The organism is Nocardia thailandica NBRC 100428 (assembly GCF_000308795.1).
Classification (GTDB): domain Bacteria; phylum Actinomycetota; class Actinomycetes; order Mycobacteriales; family Mycobacteriaceae; genus Nocardia; species Nocardia thailandica.
The window spans coordinates 41,568-56,778 of the sequence record NZ_BAGK01000049.1 but is presented as its reverse complement, the minus strand read 5'-3'; the positions used below and the strand labels follow the sequence as shown (position 1 = coordinate 56,778).

The window sequence follows — 15,211 nt, the reverse complement described above, 5'->3', positions numbered from 1 at the left end:
CGCCGGATCAGCCCGCGACCGCCGGCGACGGCGTGCTCGGGGTAGCCGCGCCGATGCCGTCCGTGCCGTCCGTACTGTCCGTGCTGTCCGTGGCGCCGGCCGCCTCGTCCGCCCCCGCGCTCCCCCGCGCGAGCGCGCCGAGGCGGGTGTGGTTGAACACGAGGTTGAGCGCGAACGCCACGCCGGCCCCGAGCGTGACGCCGCTGTCGAGCAGGATCCGCGCCGAGGTCGGGAACCCGTCGAACATCCCCTCGGTCAGCACGGGCAGCAGCCCGACCCCGATGGCGGTCGCGGCGATGGTGGCGTTCACCCGGTCGAGCAGGTCGGCCCTGCGCAGCGTGTCGATGCCGACGACGGCCACCGTGGCGAACAGGACCAGCCCGACGCCGCCGACCACGGGCCGGGGCACGAGCGCGACGATCTCGCCGACGCGCGGCACCAGTCCGAGGACCACCAGGATCGCGCCACTGACCGCCGTGACGTAGCGGCTGTGGACCCGGGTCGCCGCGACCGCCCCGACGTTCTGGTTGAACACGGTGTCGACGAAGGCGGTGAACACGCCGCCGAGCACGCCGGAGAGTCCGTCGCCGACCAGCCCGCGCGCGAGATCCCCCTTGGTGAGGGTCTTTCCGGTGATCTCGCTGAGCGCGAGCATGCTCGCGGTCGACTCGGCGAACACCACCGCCATGACGATGCTCATCGCCACGACCGCGGTCACCGGGAACTCCGGCGTGCCGAAGTGGAACGGCTGGGGCAGCCCGAGCCAGCTCGCCGACCCCAGCCCGGCGGTACCGACCAGGCCCATCGGTATCGCGACCACGATCCCGGCGACCAGCGCGATCAGCACGCCGAGCTGCGACCACACGCCGCGACCGAGACACAGGAAGCCCACCGCGACGAGCACGACCAGCGCGGCGAGCCCGATCCGCGAGGGCGCGGCGTAACCCGGTGCGGCCGGGTCGGTCCCGACGACCAGCCCGCCCGCCACCCCGATGAGCGAGACCCCGACCACGGTCAGCACGGTCCCCGTGACCAGCGGGGGGAAGAACCGGACGACCCGCGCGAACGGCCAGGCCAGCGCGACTCCGAGGACGCCGCCGACGAGCATCGAGCCGTACACGGCGTCGAGCCCGTACTCCTTCGCGATGAGGATCATCGGGTTGAGACCGACGAAGGTGGCCCCGCACACCACCGGCAGCCGCACGCCGGCCAGCCGGCCGACGCCGAGGCTCTGGATCAGCGTGACGATGCCGGCCACGAGCAGGTCGGCGCTGATCAGCAGGCCGACCGTCGCCCGGTCGAGCCCGGCCGCTGCGCCGAAGACCAGGGGCACCGTGATGCACCCGGTGTACATGATCAAGACGTGCTGGATGCCGAACACCAGGAGCCGCGCGAACGGCAACCGGACGTCGACGGAGTGTTCCCGGCTCATGCCCCCAGGTCTATCCCGGCGTCTTGTCGGGCGTATTCAGCCCGTGTTTCCGCCCGGTGACGACCCGGATATATCGATTCAGACGCGGCTGAGCAGGGTCAACGGGTCCTCCAGGAACCCGGCGACGGTGGCGAGGAAGCGGGCGCCGAGCTCACCGTCGATCATCCGGTGGTCGAAGGAGACACCGAGCGTGGTCACCCACCGCACCGCGAGCTCGTCGCGGTGCACCCACGGCCGCTTCCGGATCGCGCCGAGGCACAGGATCGCGCCCTCCCCCGGATTCACCAGCGGCACACCGGAATCGACCCCGAAGACGCCGACGTTGGTGATGGTGAAGGTGCCGCCGAGCAGATCGGCGGGGGTGGCGGTGCCCGAACGGGCGGTCTCGGCCAGCCAGGCGATCTCGCGGCTGAGCTCGCGCAGGCTCAGGGTCTGGGCCTCCTTGAGGGTGGGCACCAGCAGCCCGCGTTCGGTCGCCACCGCGATGCCGAGGTTCACGTAGTGCTTGGTGACGATCTGCTGGTTCTGCTCGTCCCAGACGGCGTTGATCCCGGGATGGTCGCCGATCGCCGCGAGCACCGCGCGGGCCACCAGCGACAGCGGCGTCAGCGGGACGTCCTCGAACGAACGCGTGGTGCGCAGGTGGTCGAGCAGTTCCATCGAGGCGGTGCAGTCCACGGTGACGAAGGTGCTGGCCTGCGGGATGGTGCGGGCGCTGGCGACCATGGCCGCGGCGGTCCGCTTGCGCACCCCCGCGACCGGCTCACGCGCCTCCCGCTCGCGGAATCCGGCGGTGCCCTCGGTGCCGTCGGGCCTGCGTGCCGGCGGCGCCGACGGGTCGCCCGCGGCGCGTGGCGCGGCCGAGGGCGCGGTCACCGGGACCGCGGCGCGCACGTCGGCGACGGTCACCGCGCCGTCGGGCCCCGACCCGGCGACGAACCACAGGTCGATGCCGAGCTCGCGCGCCAGCTTGCGGGCCGCGGGCGTCGCCGAGGCCCGGTGCGCGCTCGGTGTGGTCGCGGCCATGGCCGCCGGGGGCGCGCCGCGCCGCCTGCGCGAAGTCGCCTCGGCCTCCGGGCCGTAGCCGACGAGCACATCGGGGCGGCCGACCGATTCGGCCGTCGGCGGCGAAACCACCTCGAGGTCGTTGCGCACCCGGATCAGCGGCGCGCCGACCGGCACCGTGTCCCCCGGCTCGGCGAGCAGCTCCACGACCGTCCCGGAGAACGGGGAGGGCAGCGCGACAACGGCTTTGGCCGTCTCCACCTCGGCGATGGTCTGGTTCAGTTCGACCGTGTCGCCGACAGCCACCGCCCAGGACACCAGGTCACCGTCGGCGAGGCCCTCGCCGAGATCCGGCAACCGGAATTCGAGGATGTGGCTGTCGTCGGCGGCAGATTCGGGCACGCGGCACCTCTCAGGCTCTCTCGGATTCGTCGCCGATCGGGTCAAGCAGCCAGACTCCGGTCGACCGCGGCCAGGATGCGGTCGGGGTCGGGCAGATGATGCTTTTCGAGCTTAGCCGGGGGGTAGGGGATGTCGTAGCCACCGACGCGCAGGACCGGCGCCTCCAGCTGATAGAAGCAGCGCTCGGTGATCCGCGCGGCGATCTCGGCGCCGAGCCCGGCGAACACCGGTGCCTCGTGCACGATCACGAGCCTGCCGGTCTTGGTCACCGACTCCGCGAGGGTGTCGGTGTCGAGCGGCGAGAGGCTGCGCAGATCGACGACCTCGAGCGAATGTCCTTCCTCCGCGGCGATCTTCGCCGCGGCGAGCGCGGTCGCGACGGTGCCGCCGTAGGCGGCGACGGTGACGTCGGCGCCCGCGCGCACGACGCGGGCCCGGTGCAGCGGCAGGTCCGGCGCCGCGTCGAAGTCGACGTCGGCCTTGTCCCAGTAGCGGCGCTTGGGCTCGAAGAAGATCACGGGGTCGTCGAGCGCGATCGCCTGGCGCAGCATGGCATAGGCGTCGGCGGGGGTGCTCGGGCTGACCACCCGCAGCCCCGCGGTGTGCGCGAAATAGGCCTCCGGCGATTCGGAATGGTGCTCGACCGCGCCGATGCCGCCGCCGAACGGGATGCGGATCGTCAAGGGCGCCCGCACCTTTCCCCCCGTGCGGTAGTGGATCTTGGCGACCTGGGACACGATCTGGTCGAAGGCGGGGTAGACGAACCCGTCGAACTGGATCTCGCACACGGGCCGGTAGCCTCGCAGCGCCATGCCGAAAGCCGTTCCGATGATGCCGGATTCGGCCAGCGGCGTGTCGATGACCCGGTTGTCGCCGAAGTCCTTCTGCAGGGTGTCGGTCACCCGGAAGACGCCGCCCAGTTTGCCGATGTCCTCGCCGAGCAGGACCACCTTGGCGTCGTCGTCCATGGCGCGGCGCAGGCCGGTGTTGAGCGCGGCGGCGAAGGTGGTGATCATGACGTGGCTCCTTCGGCGTGGTAGGCGGCGAACGCGGCGGCCTGCTCGGCGACCAGCGGATGCTCGGTCGCGTAGACGTGCTCGAAGAGGGTCGCCGGGTCGGGATCGGGCATCTCCACGGTGGCGGTCCGCAACCGCCGGGCCACGTCGTCGGCGGTGGCCGCGACCTCGGCGGCGAACGCGTCGTCGAGCAGGCCCTCGCGGTCGAGCAGCCGCCGCACGCGGTCGATCGGGTCGCGCTGCTCCCACAGCTCGGCCTCGGCGGCGGTGCGGTAGCGGGTGGGGTCGTCGGCGGTGGTGTGCGGGCCCATCCGGTAGGTCAGCGCCTCGATGAAGGTGGGTCCGCCGCCCGCCCTCGCCCGTTCGACGGCCTGGCGGGTCACCGCGAGCACGGCCAGCACGTCGTTGCCGTCGACCTGCACGCCGGGGATCCCGTAGCCGAAGGCGCGGCGCACCAGCGGCACCCGGCTCTGCACGCTCACCGGTTCGCTGATCGCCCAGTGGTTGTTCTGGCAGAAGAACACCACCGGCGCGGTCCAGGCGGCCGCGAAACCGAGCGCCTCGGCGATGTCGCCCTGGCTGGTCGCGCCGTCGCCGAAGTAGGTGATCACCGCGAGGTCGGCGCCGTCGAGGTGCGCGGCGTAGGCGTAGCCGGTGGCGTGCAGGCCCTGGGAGCCGACGACGATGTTGGCGTTGGTCATGTTCAGCTCGCCGGGATCCCAGCAGTGGTGTGCGGCGCCGCGCCAGAGCCGCGTCAGGATCTCCGGGTCGGCGCCGCGGCAGTAGGCGACCGCGGTCTCGCGGTAGCTGCAGAACACGTAGTCCTCGGGGCGCAGCGCGTGCGCGGAGCCGACCTGGGCGGCCTCCTGCCCGAAGAGGGGCGGCCAGAGGCCGAGCTGGCCCTGGCGCTGCAGGGCGGTGGCCTCGACATCGATGCGGCGCGTCACCACCAGGTCGGTGTAGAGGCGGCGGAGCTGATCCGGTCCGACGTCGGCGACCAGCGCGGCGTGCTCGCGGTCGAGGACACGGCGGCCGTCGGGTTGCACGAGCTGGACCGGGTAGGGCTGCTTGTCCGGCATCGATCTCGCCTCCTCACCATCGGCTGCGGGTGGGCCGACGCAGGGTGGATCCATCGCGGGTGTGCGATGTATCACCCAGGATGCACCGTTGCGCCGGGTGCGCAAGCGAACGACACGAATCTGAGCAGAATGCACTGCTGCACCCCCACGCTGCCTGTCATACTGCAACCCATGTCCAGTCGCGAGCCCGCCCTCGACGCCACCGACGCCCGGTTGCTGCGCGAGCTGATCGACCATCCCCGCGCCACGGGCGTCGAGCTGGCGGCCCGGCTCGGCCTCGCCCGCAACACCGTGCAGTCGCGGCTGGCGCGCTGGGAGTCCGCCGGCGTGCTGGCCGGCTTCGAGCGCCGCGTGGAGCCGCGCGCCCTCGGCTACCCGCTCTCGGCGTTCGTCGCCGTGGTCGTCGACCAGCACCGGCTCGACGCCGTCGTCGACGAGCTCGCGCGGATCCCCGAGGTCACCGAGGTCTGCGGCATGACCGGCGCCACCGACCTCACCGTCCGCGTCGTCGCCCGCGACGCCGACGATCTCTACCGGCTGGCAGGCGCGGTGCTGAAGATCCCCGGCGTCGAGCGCACCACGATGTCGCTGATCATGCGCGAGCTGGTCGGTCCCCGCACCGCCCCGCTGCTCGACCGGCTGGCCGGGCCGCAGGCCGAGTAGCGCCCGGTCCCCATTTCGCCGAGGCGACCCGGCGACCGGGCGGCGGTCGCTATCGTGCGCCCATGGAGATTTCGGGCAAGGTTGCGATCGTCACCGGCGCGGGTGCGGGTATCGGGGAGGCGCTCGCACGGCGGCTGACCGACGGCGGGGCGCGGGTCGTGGTAGCGGATCTGAACGAGGACGGCGCGCGGCGGGTCGGGGCGGACCTCGGGGCACCGGTGGTGGTCGGCGACGTGTCCGACGAGCAGGTGATCGGCGCGGCGATCACGCGCGCGGAGAGCGAATTCGGCCCGGTCGACCTGTATTTCGCCAACGCGGGCATCGGGGGCGGGCCCGGGCTGGAGAGCACCGAGGAGCAGTGGGCGGCGGCGCTGGGGGTCAACGTGATGGCGCACGTGCGCGCCGCGCGACTACTGGTGCCGGGCTGGGTGGAGCGCGGGGGCGGGTACTTCGTGTCGACGGCCTCGGCGGCGGGCCTGCTCACGCAGATCGGGTCGGCGCCGTACTCGGTGACCAAGCACGCGGCGGTCGGCTTCGCCGAGTGGCTCGCGGTCACCTACGGCGACCGGGGCGTGCGCGTGAGCTGCCTGTGCCCCATGGGCGTCGACACCGCACTGCTCGACGGCGACCTGATCCCGGACGCGCCGGAGGCGTCGGCGGTGGCGATCCGCGCGGTCCGGACGGCGGGCAAGGTGCTCGGGACGGCGGAGGTGGCCGAGGCGGTCGTCGAGGCGATGGCGGCCGAACGGTTCCTGGTGCTGCCGCATCCGGAGGTCCTGGAGATGTACCGGCAGAAGGGCTCGGACTACGACCGGTGGCTGTCGGGGATGCGCCGCTTCCAGGACCTCGTCACCGGCTGAGCCGAATTTTTCGGATCGGAATTTTTCCCGCACCGCACTCGCAAACTTCCAGTTTCTGCCAGAGTTGTCCTCGGCCGGAGCACGATCTGCGCCGGCCGAGGACGTCGGACGATGCGGTACGGAGATCGACCCATGGCTGTGCTGGTGTACTTCAAGAAGGTTCGCGACGACGCCGGGGCGGTGGAATACCACTTCGGGCCGAGCCGGGACGAGCTCGATTCGACCGTGGTCATCGACAAGTCGAACTTCGCCGCCCTGCCCGAGCACTCCGACGAGAACTTCCGCACCGCCGCGGGCCCGATCGCGCTCCGCGCCCGCCGGGCGGGCGAATGGCCCGACGTCGGGGTCATCGCCTCCTGATCAGTTCACCAGTTCGGCCGCGGCGGCCCGGACGATCTCGGGGATCGGCACCGGCTCGCGGGTGTCCGCGTCGACGTAGACGTGGACGAAGCTGCCGGTGGCGGCCAGTTCCGGGCCCGCCTCGGTGTCGCGGAAGATCGCCAGGTCGTAGGTGATGCTGGAGTTGCCGAGCCGCTCGATGCGCAGGCCGACCTGGAGCTGGTCGGGGAAGCTGACCGAGCCGTGGAACGTGCACGAGGTGGTGGCGACGACCCCGAGCGCGGGCAGGGCGGTGATGTCGGTGCCGGTGGCGCGCATGAGCCAGGCGTTGACCGCGGTGTCGAAGTAGGAGTAGTAGGTCACGTTGTTGACGTGGCCGTACTGGTCGTTGTCGGCCCACCGGGTCGGCATCGGCCACAGGACCGGGTACTGCGTCGCACTCATGCCGAGGACGATAGTGCAGCGGCCGCGCCCTGCCGGTGGTCGCGGGGACTCACGCCGAAGTGACGTTTGAAGGCGGTGCTGAGCGCGAAGGCGCTGCTGTAGCCGACCTGGCGGGCGATCGACTCCACGGTGGCCTCGGAGGAGGCGAGCAGGTCGGCGGCCAGGGAGAGCCGCCATTCGGTGAGGAAGGCCATCGGCGGTTCGCCGACCAGTTCGCCGAACCGCCGCGCCAGCGCCGCCCGGGACATGCCGACGGCCTCGCCCAGGCTCGACACGGTCCACGGGTGGGCGGGATTGTGTTGCAGCAGGCGCAGCGCCTTGCCGACCTGCGGATCGCTGTAGGCGTGGTACCAGGCGGGCGCGTCGGCCCGGTCGAACCAGGCGCGCAGGGCGGCGATGAGCAGCAGGTCGAGCAGGCGGTCGAGCACGGCGCCCTGGGCGGGACGGTCCAGGACGGCCTCGTCGACCAGCAGGCCGAGCAGACGCTCGTCGATCTCCCCGGCGGGCAGCACCGCGACCGGGGGCAGGGCGCGCAGCAGCCGGGTGCTCACCGCGCCCGCGGATTCATAGGTGCCGGTGATCAGCGCGGTCTCGCCGTCGGGATCGGTCCCCCACTGGCGCACACCGAGATTCAGCGTCTCGCAGAGGATCTCGCCGTCGGGGGTCGTGGTGACCTGCCCCGGCAGGATCAGGATCTGCGGCGGGGTGTCCGGGTGGTCGGCGACCGTGTACGGCTGCGGCCCACGGAAGATCGCCACGTCGCCCGCGCCGAGACGTCGCGGCTCGCCCTGCTCGGGCCGCACCCAGGCGCCGCCGCGCACCACCGCGACGACGGTCAGCGGCGCCTCGTCCTGTACCCGGAGCGACCAGGGCGGATTCAGCAGCGAGCACATGAGGAAGGCGCCCCGGGCGCGCGGCCCCTCGAGCAGACCGGCCAAAGCATCCACCCGGCCAGTGTAGGTCCGTGCGCCGAGACGCGGGCGCATGCGGACGAGCGGCTCGACGATGTCGGTCCGGGCGGGCGGGCGGTGTACTCGATGCATGACGAAAAACACTGACCACCAGGAACTTTCCCTCATCACCGGCGGCACGGGCAAGACCGGTTCCCGGGTCGCCGCGCTGCTGCGGGCCGCCGGACACCCGGTCCGCGTCGGCTCCCGCACCGCCCCGATCCCGTTCGACTGGACCGATCGCGGCACCTGGGGACCGGCGCTGGCCGGCGTCTCCTCGGTGTACCTCGCCTTCCAGCCCGACCTCGCGGTGCCGGGGACACCCGAGATCATCGCGGACTTCGCCGCCACGGCGCGGGCCGCCGGGGTGCGCTCGATCGTGCTGCTGTCGGGGCGCGGCGAACCCGAGGCCCTCGCCTGCGAACAGGCCGTCCGGGACTCCGGCCTGGCCTGGACCGTGGTCCGATGCAGCTTCTTCGCGCAGAACTTCAGCGAGGGCGCGTTCCTCGACGAGATCCGCGCGGGCACCGTCGCCCTGCCCAACGGGGACGTGCCCGAACCGTTCGTGCACGCCGACGACATCGCCGAGGTCGCGGCCGCCGCCCTCGCGGGCGGGCACGACGGGCGGGTCTACGAGCTGACCGGGCCGCGGGCGCTGACCTTCGCCGAGGCCGTCGGCGAGATCGCGGCGGCCGCCGGGCGCGACATCGCCTTCGTCCCCGTCACCCGGCCGGAGTTCGTGGCCGCGCTGACCGACTACCAGATGCCGGCCGACGTCGTCGACCTGCTCGACTACCTGTTCGGCACGGTGCTCGACGGGCGCAACTCCGCGCCCGCCGACGGTGTCCGGCAGGCGCTCGGCCGCGCGCCCCGCGACTTCGCCGAGTACGCGACGCAGACCGCGGCGACCGGCGTGTGGCGGAACTGACGTTCGGCGGCAACGCTTTTCGCTCGGCGCGGCGCGAACCGCCCGGCGCCCGCCGCGGGCCCCGGTACCGTCGAGGAGTGGACGCGAAGGTCGATTCCCGGTACCGGGCGGCACGGGCCGCGGTGTTCGCCACGTTCACGCTGAACGGATTCCTGCTGGCCATGTGGGTGGTCCACATCCCGGCGATCACCGACCGGACCGGGGTATCGGCCGAGCTGCTCGGCATGTTCGTGCTCGTGCTGGCCGGGGCCGCGCTGATCGGGATGCGCGCCGCCGGGCCCGCGGCGGACCGGTTCGGGAGCAGGCCGCTGGTCGCGCTGGCGGCGGGCGGGGTGTCGGTGGCGGTGCTCGGCCCGGGGTTCGCGGGCGGGCCGGTGGCGCTCGGGCTGACACTGGCGGTGTTCGGCCTGGCCAACGGCGCGCTCGACGTCTCGATGAACACCCAGGCGGTCCTGGTGGAACGGGCCTACGGCAGGCCGATCATGTCGGCCTTCCACGCCATGTTCTCCGGCGGCGGATTCGCCGGGTCGCTGGTCGGCTGGGCGGCCCAGCACGCGGGCGTCGACCTGCGGGTCACGGTGCTGTGCGCGAGCGCCGCCGGCCTGCTCGCCACGACCGTCCTCGTGCCCCGGCTGCTGCCGACGGGTACCCCACACGCGACCATCGACGTCCCGGGGCCCGCGGGCGATACACCCGGGCCGACCTCGCCCGCCGGACCGGAATCCCCCGCCCGCCCGGCCGGGGAACCGGGCGCGACGCCGGGGCCCGCGCCGGAGGCCGGTCGCGGGTCCGGCGGCGGCGACCCGGCCCATGACCGTGCACACGGGCCCGAGGCGCGGGCCCACTCCCGCAAGGTGTTCGCGCTCGGCGCGATCGCGTTCGTCCTGTTGCTGACCGAGGGCGCCGCCGCCGACTGGAGCGCGCTGCAGGTCCGCGGCCACCTGAACACCTCCGAGGCGACCGCGGCGCTGGCGTTCGGCGCGTTCTCGGCGGCCATGACGCTGGGCCGGTTCGGCGCCGACCGGGTCGCGGGCGCCATCGGCCGGGTCGCGATGGTGCGCTACGGCAGCCTGCTCGCCGCGGCGGGCCTCGCGCTGGTGGTGGCCTCGCCGTGGCTGATCACGAGCCTGCTCGGCTGGACACTCTGCGGTTTCGGCATCGCCGGTGGCGTCCCCCAGATCTTCACCGCCGCGGGCAATCTCGGTACCGCGACGGCGGCGACCGACATGTCGAAGGTCTTCACCGTCGGGTACCTTGGGCTGCTCGCGGGCCCGGCCGTGATCGGCTGGCTCACCGTGCTCGTCCCGCTGACCGCCGCCCTGATCGTGCCGCTGGTCCTCGTCCTGCTGTGCGCCTGGCGGGCCGACGTGGTCGCGCCGCCCGCCCCCGCGGGCTGAGCGGTCCGCCCGAAAACCTGTCGAGAACTGTCGGTGATGCTCGGTACCGTCGGTCGGGTGACCACCACACCGACGGAGCCCGCCCATACCCGGCCCGAGCCGAGGGCCGGTGCCAGGGAGTGGGCCGGGCTGGCCGTGCTCACGCTGCCGACGTTGCTGATCTCCATGGATCTGAGCGTGCTGTACCTGGCCCTGCCGCAGATCAGCGAGGCGCTCTCGCCCAGCAGTTCCCAGCAGCTGTGGATCCTGGACGTCTACGGCTTCCTCGTCGCCGGGTTCCTGATCACCATGGGCACGCTCGGCGACCGGATCGGCAGGCGCAAGCTGCTGATGATCGGCGCGCTCGCCTTCGGCGTCACCTCGATCCTGGCCGCCTATTCGACGACCGCGAACATGCTCATCGGCACCCGGGCGCTGCTGGGCATCGCGGGCGCCACCCTCATGCCCTCGACGCTGGCGCTCATCCGCAACATGTTCCACGACGACCGCCAGCGCACCACCGCGATCAGCGTGTGGATGACCAGCTTCATGGTCGGCATGGTGATCGGCCCCCTGGTCGGCGGGGCCATGCTCGAACACTTCTGGTGGGGCTCGGTGTTCCTGGTCGCGGTGCCTGCCATGGCGCTGCTGCTGGTCACCGGCCCGCTGCTGCTGCCGGAGTACAAGGACCCGGCGCCGGGAAAGCTGGACGTGATCGGCGCCGCGCTGTCGCTGCTCGCGGTCATCGGGGTCATCTACGGCATCAAGGAACTCGCCAAGGGCGGCGTGGCGCTCGAACCGGCGCTGATCGGGCTGGTCGGCGTGGTGCTCGGCGTGCTGTTCGTGCTGCGCCAGCGGCGGATCGCCGATCCGCTGATCGACCTCGGCCTGTTCGGCAACGTGCGGTTCAGCGGATCGCTGGCCGCGCTGATGGTGACCATGCTGGCCATGGGCGGGTTGTTCCTGCTGCTGACCCAGTACACCCAGCTGGTGCTGGGCCTGTCCGCGCTCGAGGCGGGGCTGTGGTCGGTGCCGCAGGCGGGCGCGATGGTGATCGCCGCGGGGGTCGTCAGCGCGATCGCGCCACACGTTCGGCCCGCGTATCTGATGGCGAGCGGGCTGCTGGTGGCCTGCGGCGGCTATCTGCTGTTCACCCAGCTCTCCGGCGCGGGCGACCTACCGCTGATCGTGCTCGGGTCCATCGTCTTCTCCTTCGGGCTGAGCCCGATGTTCGTGCTCGGCATCGACCTCATCGTGGGCGCGGTCGACCCCGCCCGCGCGGGCGCGGCCTCGGCCATCTCCGAGACCGGCCAGGAGTTCTCCACCGCGCTGGGCGTCGCCGTCATCGGCAGCATCGGCACCGCCGTCTACCGCGCGCGCATGGACGACACGCTGCCCGCGGGCCTGCCCGCCGACGCCGACGCCGCCGCCCGCGACACTCTGGCGGGCGCCCTGCACGTCGCGGCGGCCCTGCCAGGCGAGTTCGGCACCGACCTCGGCACGCTGGCACGGGAGGCGTTCACCCGTGCGCTGCAGGTGAATTCGGTGGTCGCCATCGGCCTCACCCTGGTCGCGACGGCCCTGGTGCTCACGCTGCTGCGCAAGCTCCCCGCACCGAACTCGGCCGCGCCGCAGGACGCGCCCGCCGACGCGGGCTGACCGCAGAAGCCGAGAGGCCCTGCCGTTCTCGGAAGAGAACGACAGGGCCTCTCGCGCAGGGCGGACGAAACCGCTACAGCGCCTTCAGTTCCTCGGTGACCGCGCCGACGGACTTCTTCGCGTCGCCGAACAGCATGGAGGTGTGGTCGGCGTAGAACAGCGGGTTGTCGATGCCGGCGAAGCCGGAGTTCATCGAGCGCTTGAGCACGATGACGTTCTTGGCCTGGTCGACGTTGAGCACCGGCATGCCGTAGATCGGGCTCGCCGAATCCTCGCGGGCCGCCGGGTTGGTGACGTCGTTGGCGCCGATGACCAGGGCGACATCGGTGCGGTTGAACTCACCGTTGATGTCGTCCATCTCCTTCATGGCGTCGTACGACACCTCGGCCTCGGCCAGCAGCACGTTCATGTGGCCGGGCATCCGACCCGCGACCGGGTGGATGGCGTACTTGACCTCGACGCCGCGCGCCTCGAGCAGGGCCGCCATCTCCTTGACCGCGTGCTGGGCCTGGGCGACGGCCATGCCGTAGCCGGGCACCACGATGACCTGGTTGGCGTAGGCCATCTGGATCGCGGCGTCGGCCGCCGAGGTGGCCTTGGCCTGCTTCTGCTCGCCGCCCGCGCCACCGGCCGCGGCGCCGCCGCCACCACCGAAACCGCCGGCGACGATGGCCGGGATGGACCGGTTCATGGCCTTGGCCATGAGGTTGGTCAGGATGGTGCCGGACGCGCCGACGATCATGCCCGCCACGATCATCGCGGTGTTGTTCAGCGCCAGACCCGCGGCCGCGGCCGACAGGCCGGTCAGCGCGTTGAGCAGCGAGATGACGACCGGCATGTCCGCGCCGCCGATGGGCAGCACGACCATGAGGCCGAGCACGCCGGCCAGCACCAGCAGGGCGATCATCCACAGCTGCGAGACGCCGCCGTTGTCGGCGCCGAGGCCGATCACCACGGCGCAGGCGACCGCGCCGACCAGCAGCAGCAGGTTCAGCGGCTGCTGGAGCCGGCCGATGCCGATCGGCTTGCCGGACAGGATCTCCTGCAGCTTGGCGAAGGCGATGATCGAGCCCCAGAACGAGACCGAACCGATCACCGCGGCGAACAGCGAGCCGATGATGATGTGGATGTTCGGCTCTTCCTCCAGCGCGGAGAAGCCCGAGCTGTCGATGAACTCGGCCCACGCGATGAGCGCGACCGTGCCACCACCGACACCGTTGAACGCCGCGACCAGCTGCGGCATCTCGGTCATCTTGGTGCGCACCGCGGGCGGAACACCCAGCGCCACACCGACGACCAGGCCCGCGGCGATCAGGATCCAGTTGATCAGCTCCGCGTGCCGGACCGAGATCAGCGTCGCCACGACGGCGATCGCCATGCCGACGGCGGCGATCTGGTTGCCGCGCACCGCGGTCTTCGGGCCGGTCAGGCCCATCAGGCCGTAGATGAACAGCGAGAAGGCCACGATGTAGAGGCCGTTGACCAGGTAGGTCATGTTGTCTGTGGCATGCATCACTCGGCCGCCTTCTTCTTGCCCTTGAACATGCCGAGCATCCGGTCGGTGACCACGAAACCGCCGATGACGTTCAGGGTTCCGAACACCACGGCGACGAACAGGATGATCTGGACCAGGATCGAGGGGTCCTTCACGTTGCCCAGCGTCACCAGCGCGCCGAGCACCACGATGCCGTGGATGGCGTTGGTGCCCGACATCAGCGGGGTGTGCAGGGTGTTGGGAACCTTGGAGATGACCGCGAAGCCGACGAACCCGGACAGCACCAGGATCGCGATGTTCGCGAGGAGTTCGGTGTACATCAGGCCTCCACCTCACGGGTCACGCAGGAATCGGCGAGCACCTGGTCACCGAAGTCCGGCGCGAGCTTGCCGTCGACCAGCATCAGTTCCAGCAGGGCGGCGATGTTCTTGGAGTACAGCTCGCTCGCGTGCTCGGGCATGGTGGCGGGCAGGTTCAGCGGCGAGGCGATGGTGACGCCGTGCTTGACGACGATCTCGCCGGGCTCGGTCAGCTCGCAGTTGCCGCCGGTCTCGCCGGCCAGGTCGACGATCACCGAACCGGGCTTCATGCCCTCCACCGCGGCGGCGGTGACCAGGCGCGGGGCCGGGCGGCCCGGGACCAGCGCGGTGGTGATGACGACGTCGAAGCCCTTGATGGCGTCTTCGAGCGCCTTCTGCTGCTGGGCCTTCTCGTCCTCGGTGAGTTCGCGGGCGTACCCGCCCTCACCGGCGGCGTCGATGCCCAGATCCAGCCACTGCGCGCCGACCGAACGGACCTGGTCGGCGACCTCGGGACGCACGTCGTAGCCGGTGGTGCGGCCGCCGAGCCGCTTGGCCGTGGCCAGCGCCTGCAGGCCGGCGACACCGACACCGAGGACCAGCACGGTCGCCGGCTTCACGGTGCCCGCGGCGGTGGTGAGCATGGGGAAGAAGCGGGTCGACTCGGAGGCGGCCAGCAGCACGGCCTTGTAGCCGGCGACGTTGGCCTGCGAGGACAGCGCGTCCATCACCTGGGCGCGCGAGATGCGCGGGATCGCCTCGACCGCGAAAGCCTGCACACCGGCGGCCTTCAGCGCGCCGATCTGGTTGTCGGCGTTACGCGGGGCGAGGAACCCGATCAGCGTCTGCCCGGAGGACAGCTTCGCCACCTCGGCGTCGCTGGGCGGGGCGACCTTGACGACCACCTCGGCCGACCACGGATCACCGATGGTGGCCCCGGCCTCCTCGTAGGCGGAGTCGGGGATCAGCGCGTGTAGGCCCGCACCGGATTCCACGATCACGTCGACGCCCTGCTTCAGCAGGGTGGGAATGATCTTGGGTACCAATGCGACGCGGCGTTCACCCGTGCCGGATTCGCGAACGACTCCGACACGCGCCCCGCGGGGCGTCGCGTCGCCCCCGTTGTGCGTTGTCTCCACTAGTCAGACTTCCTTCTCGTGCTGGCTTGGAGCCCGGCATAACTGGCAGACCTCACCTACTGGCTGGTAGGTGAGGCCGAAAATCCTCGCAACTGTACCCGGCCGGTCGTGAGCGTGGTGGAGAC

General features: G+C 71.8%; 15 protein-coding genes. 6 read left to right on the top strand and 9 right to left on the bottom strand.

Going from position 1 to position 15,211, the window contains the following annotated elements; translation table 11 throughout:
* Positions 1-7: 7 nt before the first annotated feature.
* The 4 genes from ON36_RS05505 to pdhA form a co-directional block, all read right to left on the bottom strand.
* The gene (locus tag ON36_RS05505; RefSeq protein WP_083884926.1) at positions 8-1,432 is read right to left on the bottom strand and encodes a nucleobase:cation symporter-2 family protein; all 1,425 of its coding nucleotides are present in this window, start codon (positions 1,430-1,432) and stop codon (positions 8-10) included.
* Positions 1,433-1,510: 78 nt separating this feature from the next.
* Positions 1,511-2,839, bottom strand: coding sequence for a dihydrolipoamide acetyltransferase family protein (locus ON36_RS05500; RefSeq protein ID WP_052313680.1), 1,329 nt, complete (start codon positions 2,837-2,839; stop codon positions 1,511-1,513).
* Between the two features lie 41 nt (positions 2,840-2,880).
* Positions 2,881-3,855, bottom strand: a complete 975-nt coding sequence (locus ON36_RS05495) for an alpha-ketoacid dehydrogenase subunit beta (protein ID WP_043648430.1) — start codon at positions 3,853-3,855, stop codon at positions 2,881-2,883.
* Positions 3,852-4,934, bottom strand: a complete 1,083-nt coding sequence (gene pdhA, locus ON36_RS05490) for a pyruvate dehydrogenase (acetyl-transferring) E1 component subunit alpha (RefSeq protein ID WP_043648427.1) — start codon at positions 4,932-4,934, stop codon at positions 3,852-3,854. Before pdhA ends, ON36_RS05495 begins: the two co-directional genes overlap by 4 nt.
* A gap of 171 nt (positions 4,935-5,105) precedes the next feature.
* Here pdhA and ON36_RS05485 point away from each other — a divergent pair, with 171 nt between their 5' ends.
* The 3 genes from ON36_RS05485 (at position 5,106) to ON36_RS05475 (ending at position 6,817) form a co-directional block, all read left to right on the top strand.
* Positions 5,106-5,597, top strand: coding sequence for an Lrp/AsnC family transcriptional regulator (locus ON36_RS05485; protein WP_043648491.1), 492 nt, complete (start codon positions 5,106-5,108; stop codon positions 5,595-5,597).
* Positions 5,598-5,659: 62 nt separating this feature from the next.
* Complete coding sequence (locus ON36_RS05480; protein WP_043648424.1) at positions 5,660-6,457, top strand: SDR family oxidoreductase; 798 nt, start codon at positions 5,660-5,662, stop codon at positions 6,455-6,457.
* Between the two features lie 132 nt (positions 6,458-6,589).
* A complete protein-coding gene (locus ON36_RS05475; protein WP_043648421.1) occupies positions 6,590-6,817 on the top strand; it encodes a hypothetical protein in 228 nt (75 codons plus the stop codon).
* On the opposite strand, the gene ON36_RS05470 is transcribed toward ON36_RS05475, so the two are convergent.
* Together ON36_RS05470 and ON36_RS05465 are read right to left on the bottom strand one after the other, a co-directional pair.
* Positions 6,818-7,240 (bottom strand): acyl-CoA thioesterase, encoded by a 423-nt coding sequence (locus tag ON36_RS05470; protein WP_043648419.1) that lies wholly within the window; start codon positions 7,238-7,240, stop codon positions 6,818-6,820.
* Positions 7,237-8,187: an AraC family transcriptional regulator gene (locus ON36_RS05465; protein WP_043648489.1), complete on the bottom strand. Its 951-nt coding sequence runs from the start codon at positions 8,185-8,187 to the stop codon at positions 7,237-7,239. The genes ON36_RS05470 and ON36_RS05465 overlap by 4 nt, the downstream gene beginning before the upstream one ends.
* A 94-nt stretch (positions 8,188-8,281) precedes the next feature.
* Between ON36_RS05465 and ON36_RS05460 the strand changes: the two genes are divergently transcribed.
* The 3 genes from ON36_RS05460 to ON36_RS05450 all read left to right on the top strand — a co-directional run bounded on the left by ON36_RS05460 (position 8,282) and on the right by ON36_RS05450 (position 12,153).
* Positions 8,282-9,118: a Rossmann-fold NAD(P)-binding domain-containing protein gene (locus tag ON36_RS05460; RefSeq protein WP_043648417.1), complete on the top strand. Its 837-nt coding sequence runs from the start codon at positions 8,282-8,284 to the stop codon at positions 9,116-9,118.
* A 77-nt stretch (positions 9,119-9,195) separates the two neighbouring features.
* On the top strand, positions 9,196-10,515 hold the full coding sequence (locus tag ON36_RS05455) for an MFS transporter (protein WP_043648415.1): 1,320 nt from the start codon (positions 9,196-9,198) through the stop codon (positions 10,513-10,515).
* Between the two features lie 57 nt (positions 10,516-10,572).
* The gene (locus ON36_RS05450) at positions 10,573-12,153 is read left to right on the top strand and encodes an MFS transporter (RefSeq protein WP_245557918.1); all 1,581 of its coding nucleotides are present in this window, start codon (positions 10,573-10,575) and stop codon (positions 12,151-12,153) included.
* 73 nt (positions 12,154-12,226) lie between these two features.
* Here the strand turns inward: ON36_RS05450 and ON36_RS05445 are convergent, their stop codons facing one another.
* Genes ON36_RS05445 through ON36_RS05435 form a run of 3 tightly spaced genes read right to left on the bottom strand, consistent with a single transcriptional unit; the run spans position 12,227 to position 15,086 of the window.
* Positions 12,227-13,648, bottom strand: coding sequence for an NAD(P)(+) transhydrogenase (Re/Si-specific) subunit beta (locus ON36_RS05445; protein ID WP_043648411.1), 1,422 nt, complete (start codon positions 13,646-13,648; stop codon positions 12,227-12,229).
* Between the two features lie 17 nt (positions 13,649-13,665).
* Complete coding sequence (locus ON36_RS05440) at positions 13,666-13,968, bottom strand: NAD(P) transhydrogenase subunit alpha part 2 (RefSeq protein ID WP_043648409.1); 303 nt, start codon at positions 13,966-13,968, stop codon at positions 13,666-13,668.
* A complete protein-coding gene (locus ON36_RS05435; protein WP_043648406.1) occupies positions 13,968-15,086 on the bottom strand; it encodes a Re/Si-specific NAD(P)(+) transhydrogenase subunit alpha in 1,119 nt (372 codons plus the stop codon). The genes ON36_RS05440 and ON36_RS05435 overlap by 1 nt, the downstream gene beginning before the upstream one ends.
* Positions 15,087-15,211: the final 125 nt, after the last annotated feature.

Bases quoted from the DNA above. Each gene is read 5' to 3' on its own strand.
- ON36_RS05505 (WP_083884926.1), bottom strand. From the start codon at position 1,432: ATGAGCCGGGAACACTCCGTCGACGTCCGGTTGCCGTTCGCGCGGCTC.
- ON36_RS05495 (WP_043648430.1), bottom strand. From the start codon at position 3,855: ATGATCACCACCTTCGCCGCCGCGCTCAACACCGGCCTGCGCCGCGCC.
- pdhA (WP_043648427.1), bottom strand. From the start codon at position 4,934: ATGCCGGACAAGCAGCCCTACCCGGTCCAGCTCGTGCAACCCGACGGC.
- ON36_RS05485 (WP_043648491.1), top strand. From the start codon at position 5,106: ATGTCCAGTCGCGAGCCCGCCCTCGACGCCACCGACGCCCGGTTGCTG.
- ON36_RS05480 (WP_043648424.1), top strand. From the start codon at position 5,660: ATGGAGATTTCGGGCAAGGTTGCGATCGTCACCGGCGCGGGTGCGGGT.
- ON36_RS05475 (WP_043648421.1), top strand. From the start codon at position 6,590: ATGGCTGTGCTGGTGTACTTCAAGAAGGTTCGCGACGACGCCGGGGCG.
- ON36_RS05470 (WP_043648419.1), bottom strand. From the start codon at position 7,240: ATGAGTGCGACGCAGTACCCGGTCCTGTGGCCGATGCCGACCCGGTGG.
- ON36_RS05460 (WP_043648417.1), top strand. From the start codon at position 8,282: ATGACGAAAAACACTGACCACCAGGAACTTTCCCTCATCACCGGCGGC.
- ON36_RS05445 (WP_043648411.1), bottom strand. From the start codon at position 13,648: ATGACCTACCTGGTCAACGGCCTCTACATCGTGGCCTTCTCGCTGTTC.
- ON36_RS05440 (WP_043648409.1), bottom strand. From the start codon at position 13,968: ATGTACACCGAACTCCTCGCGAACATCGCGATCCTGGTGCTGTCCGGG.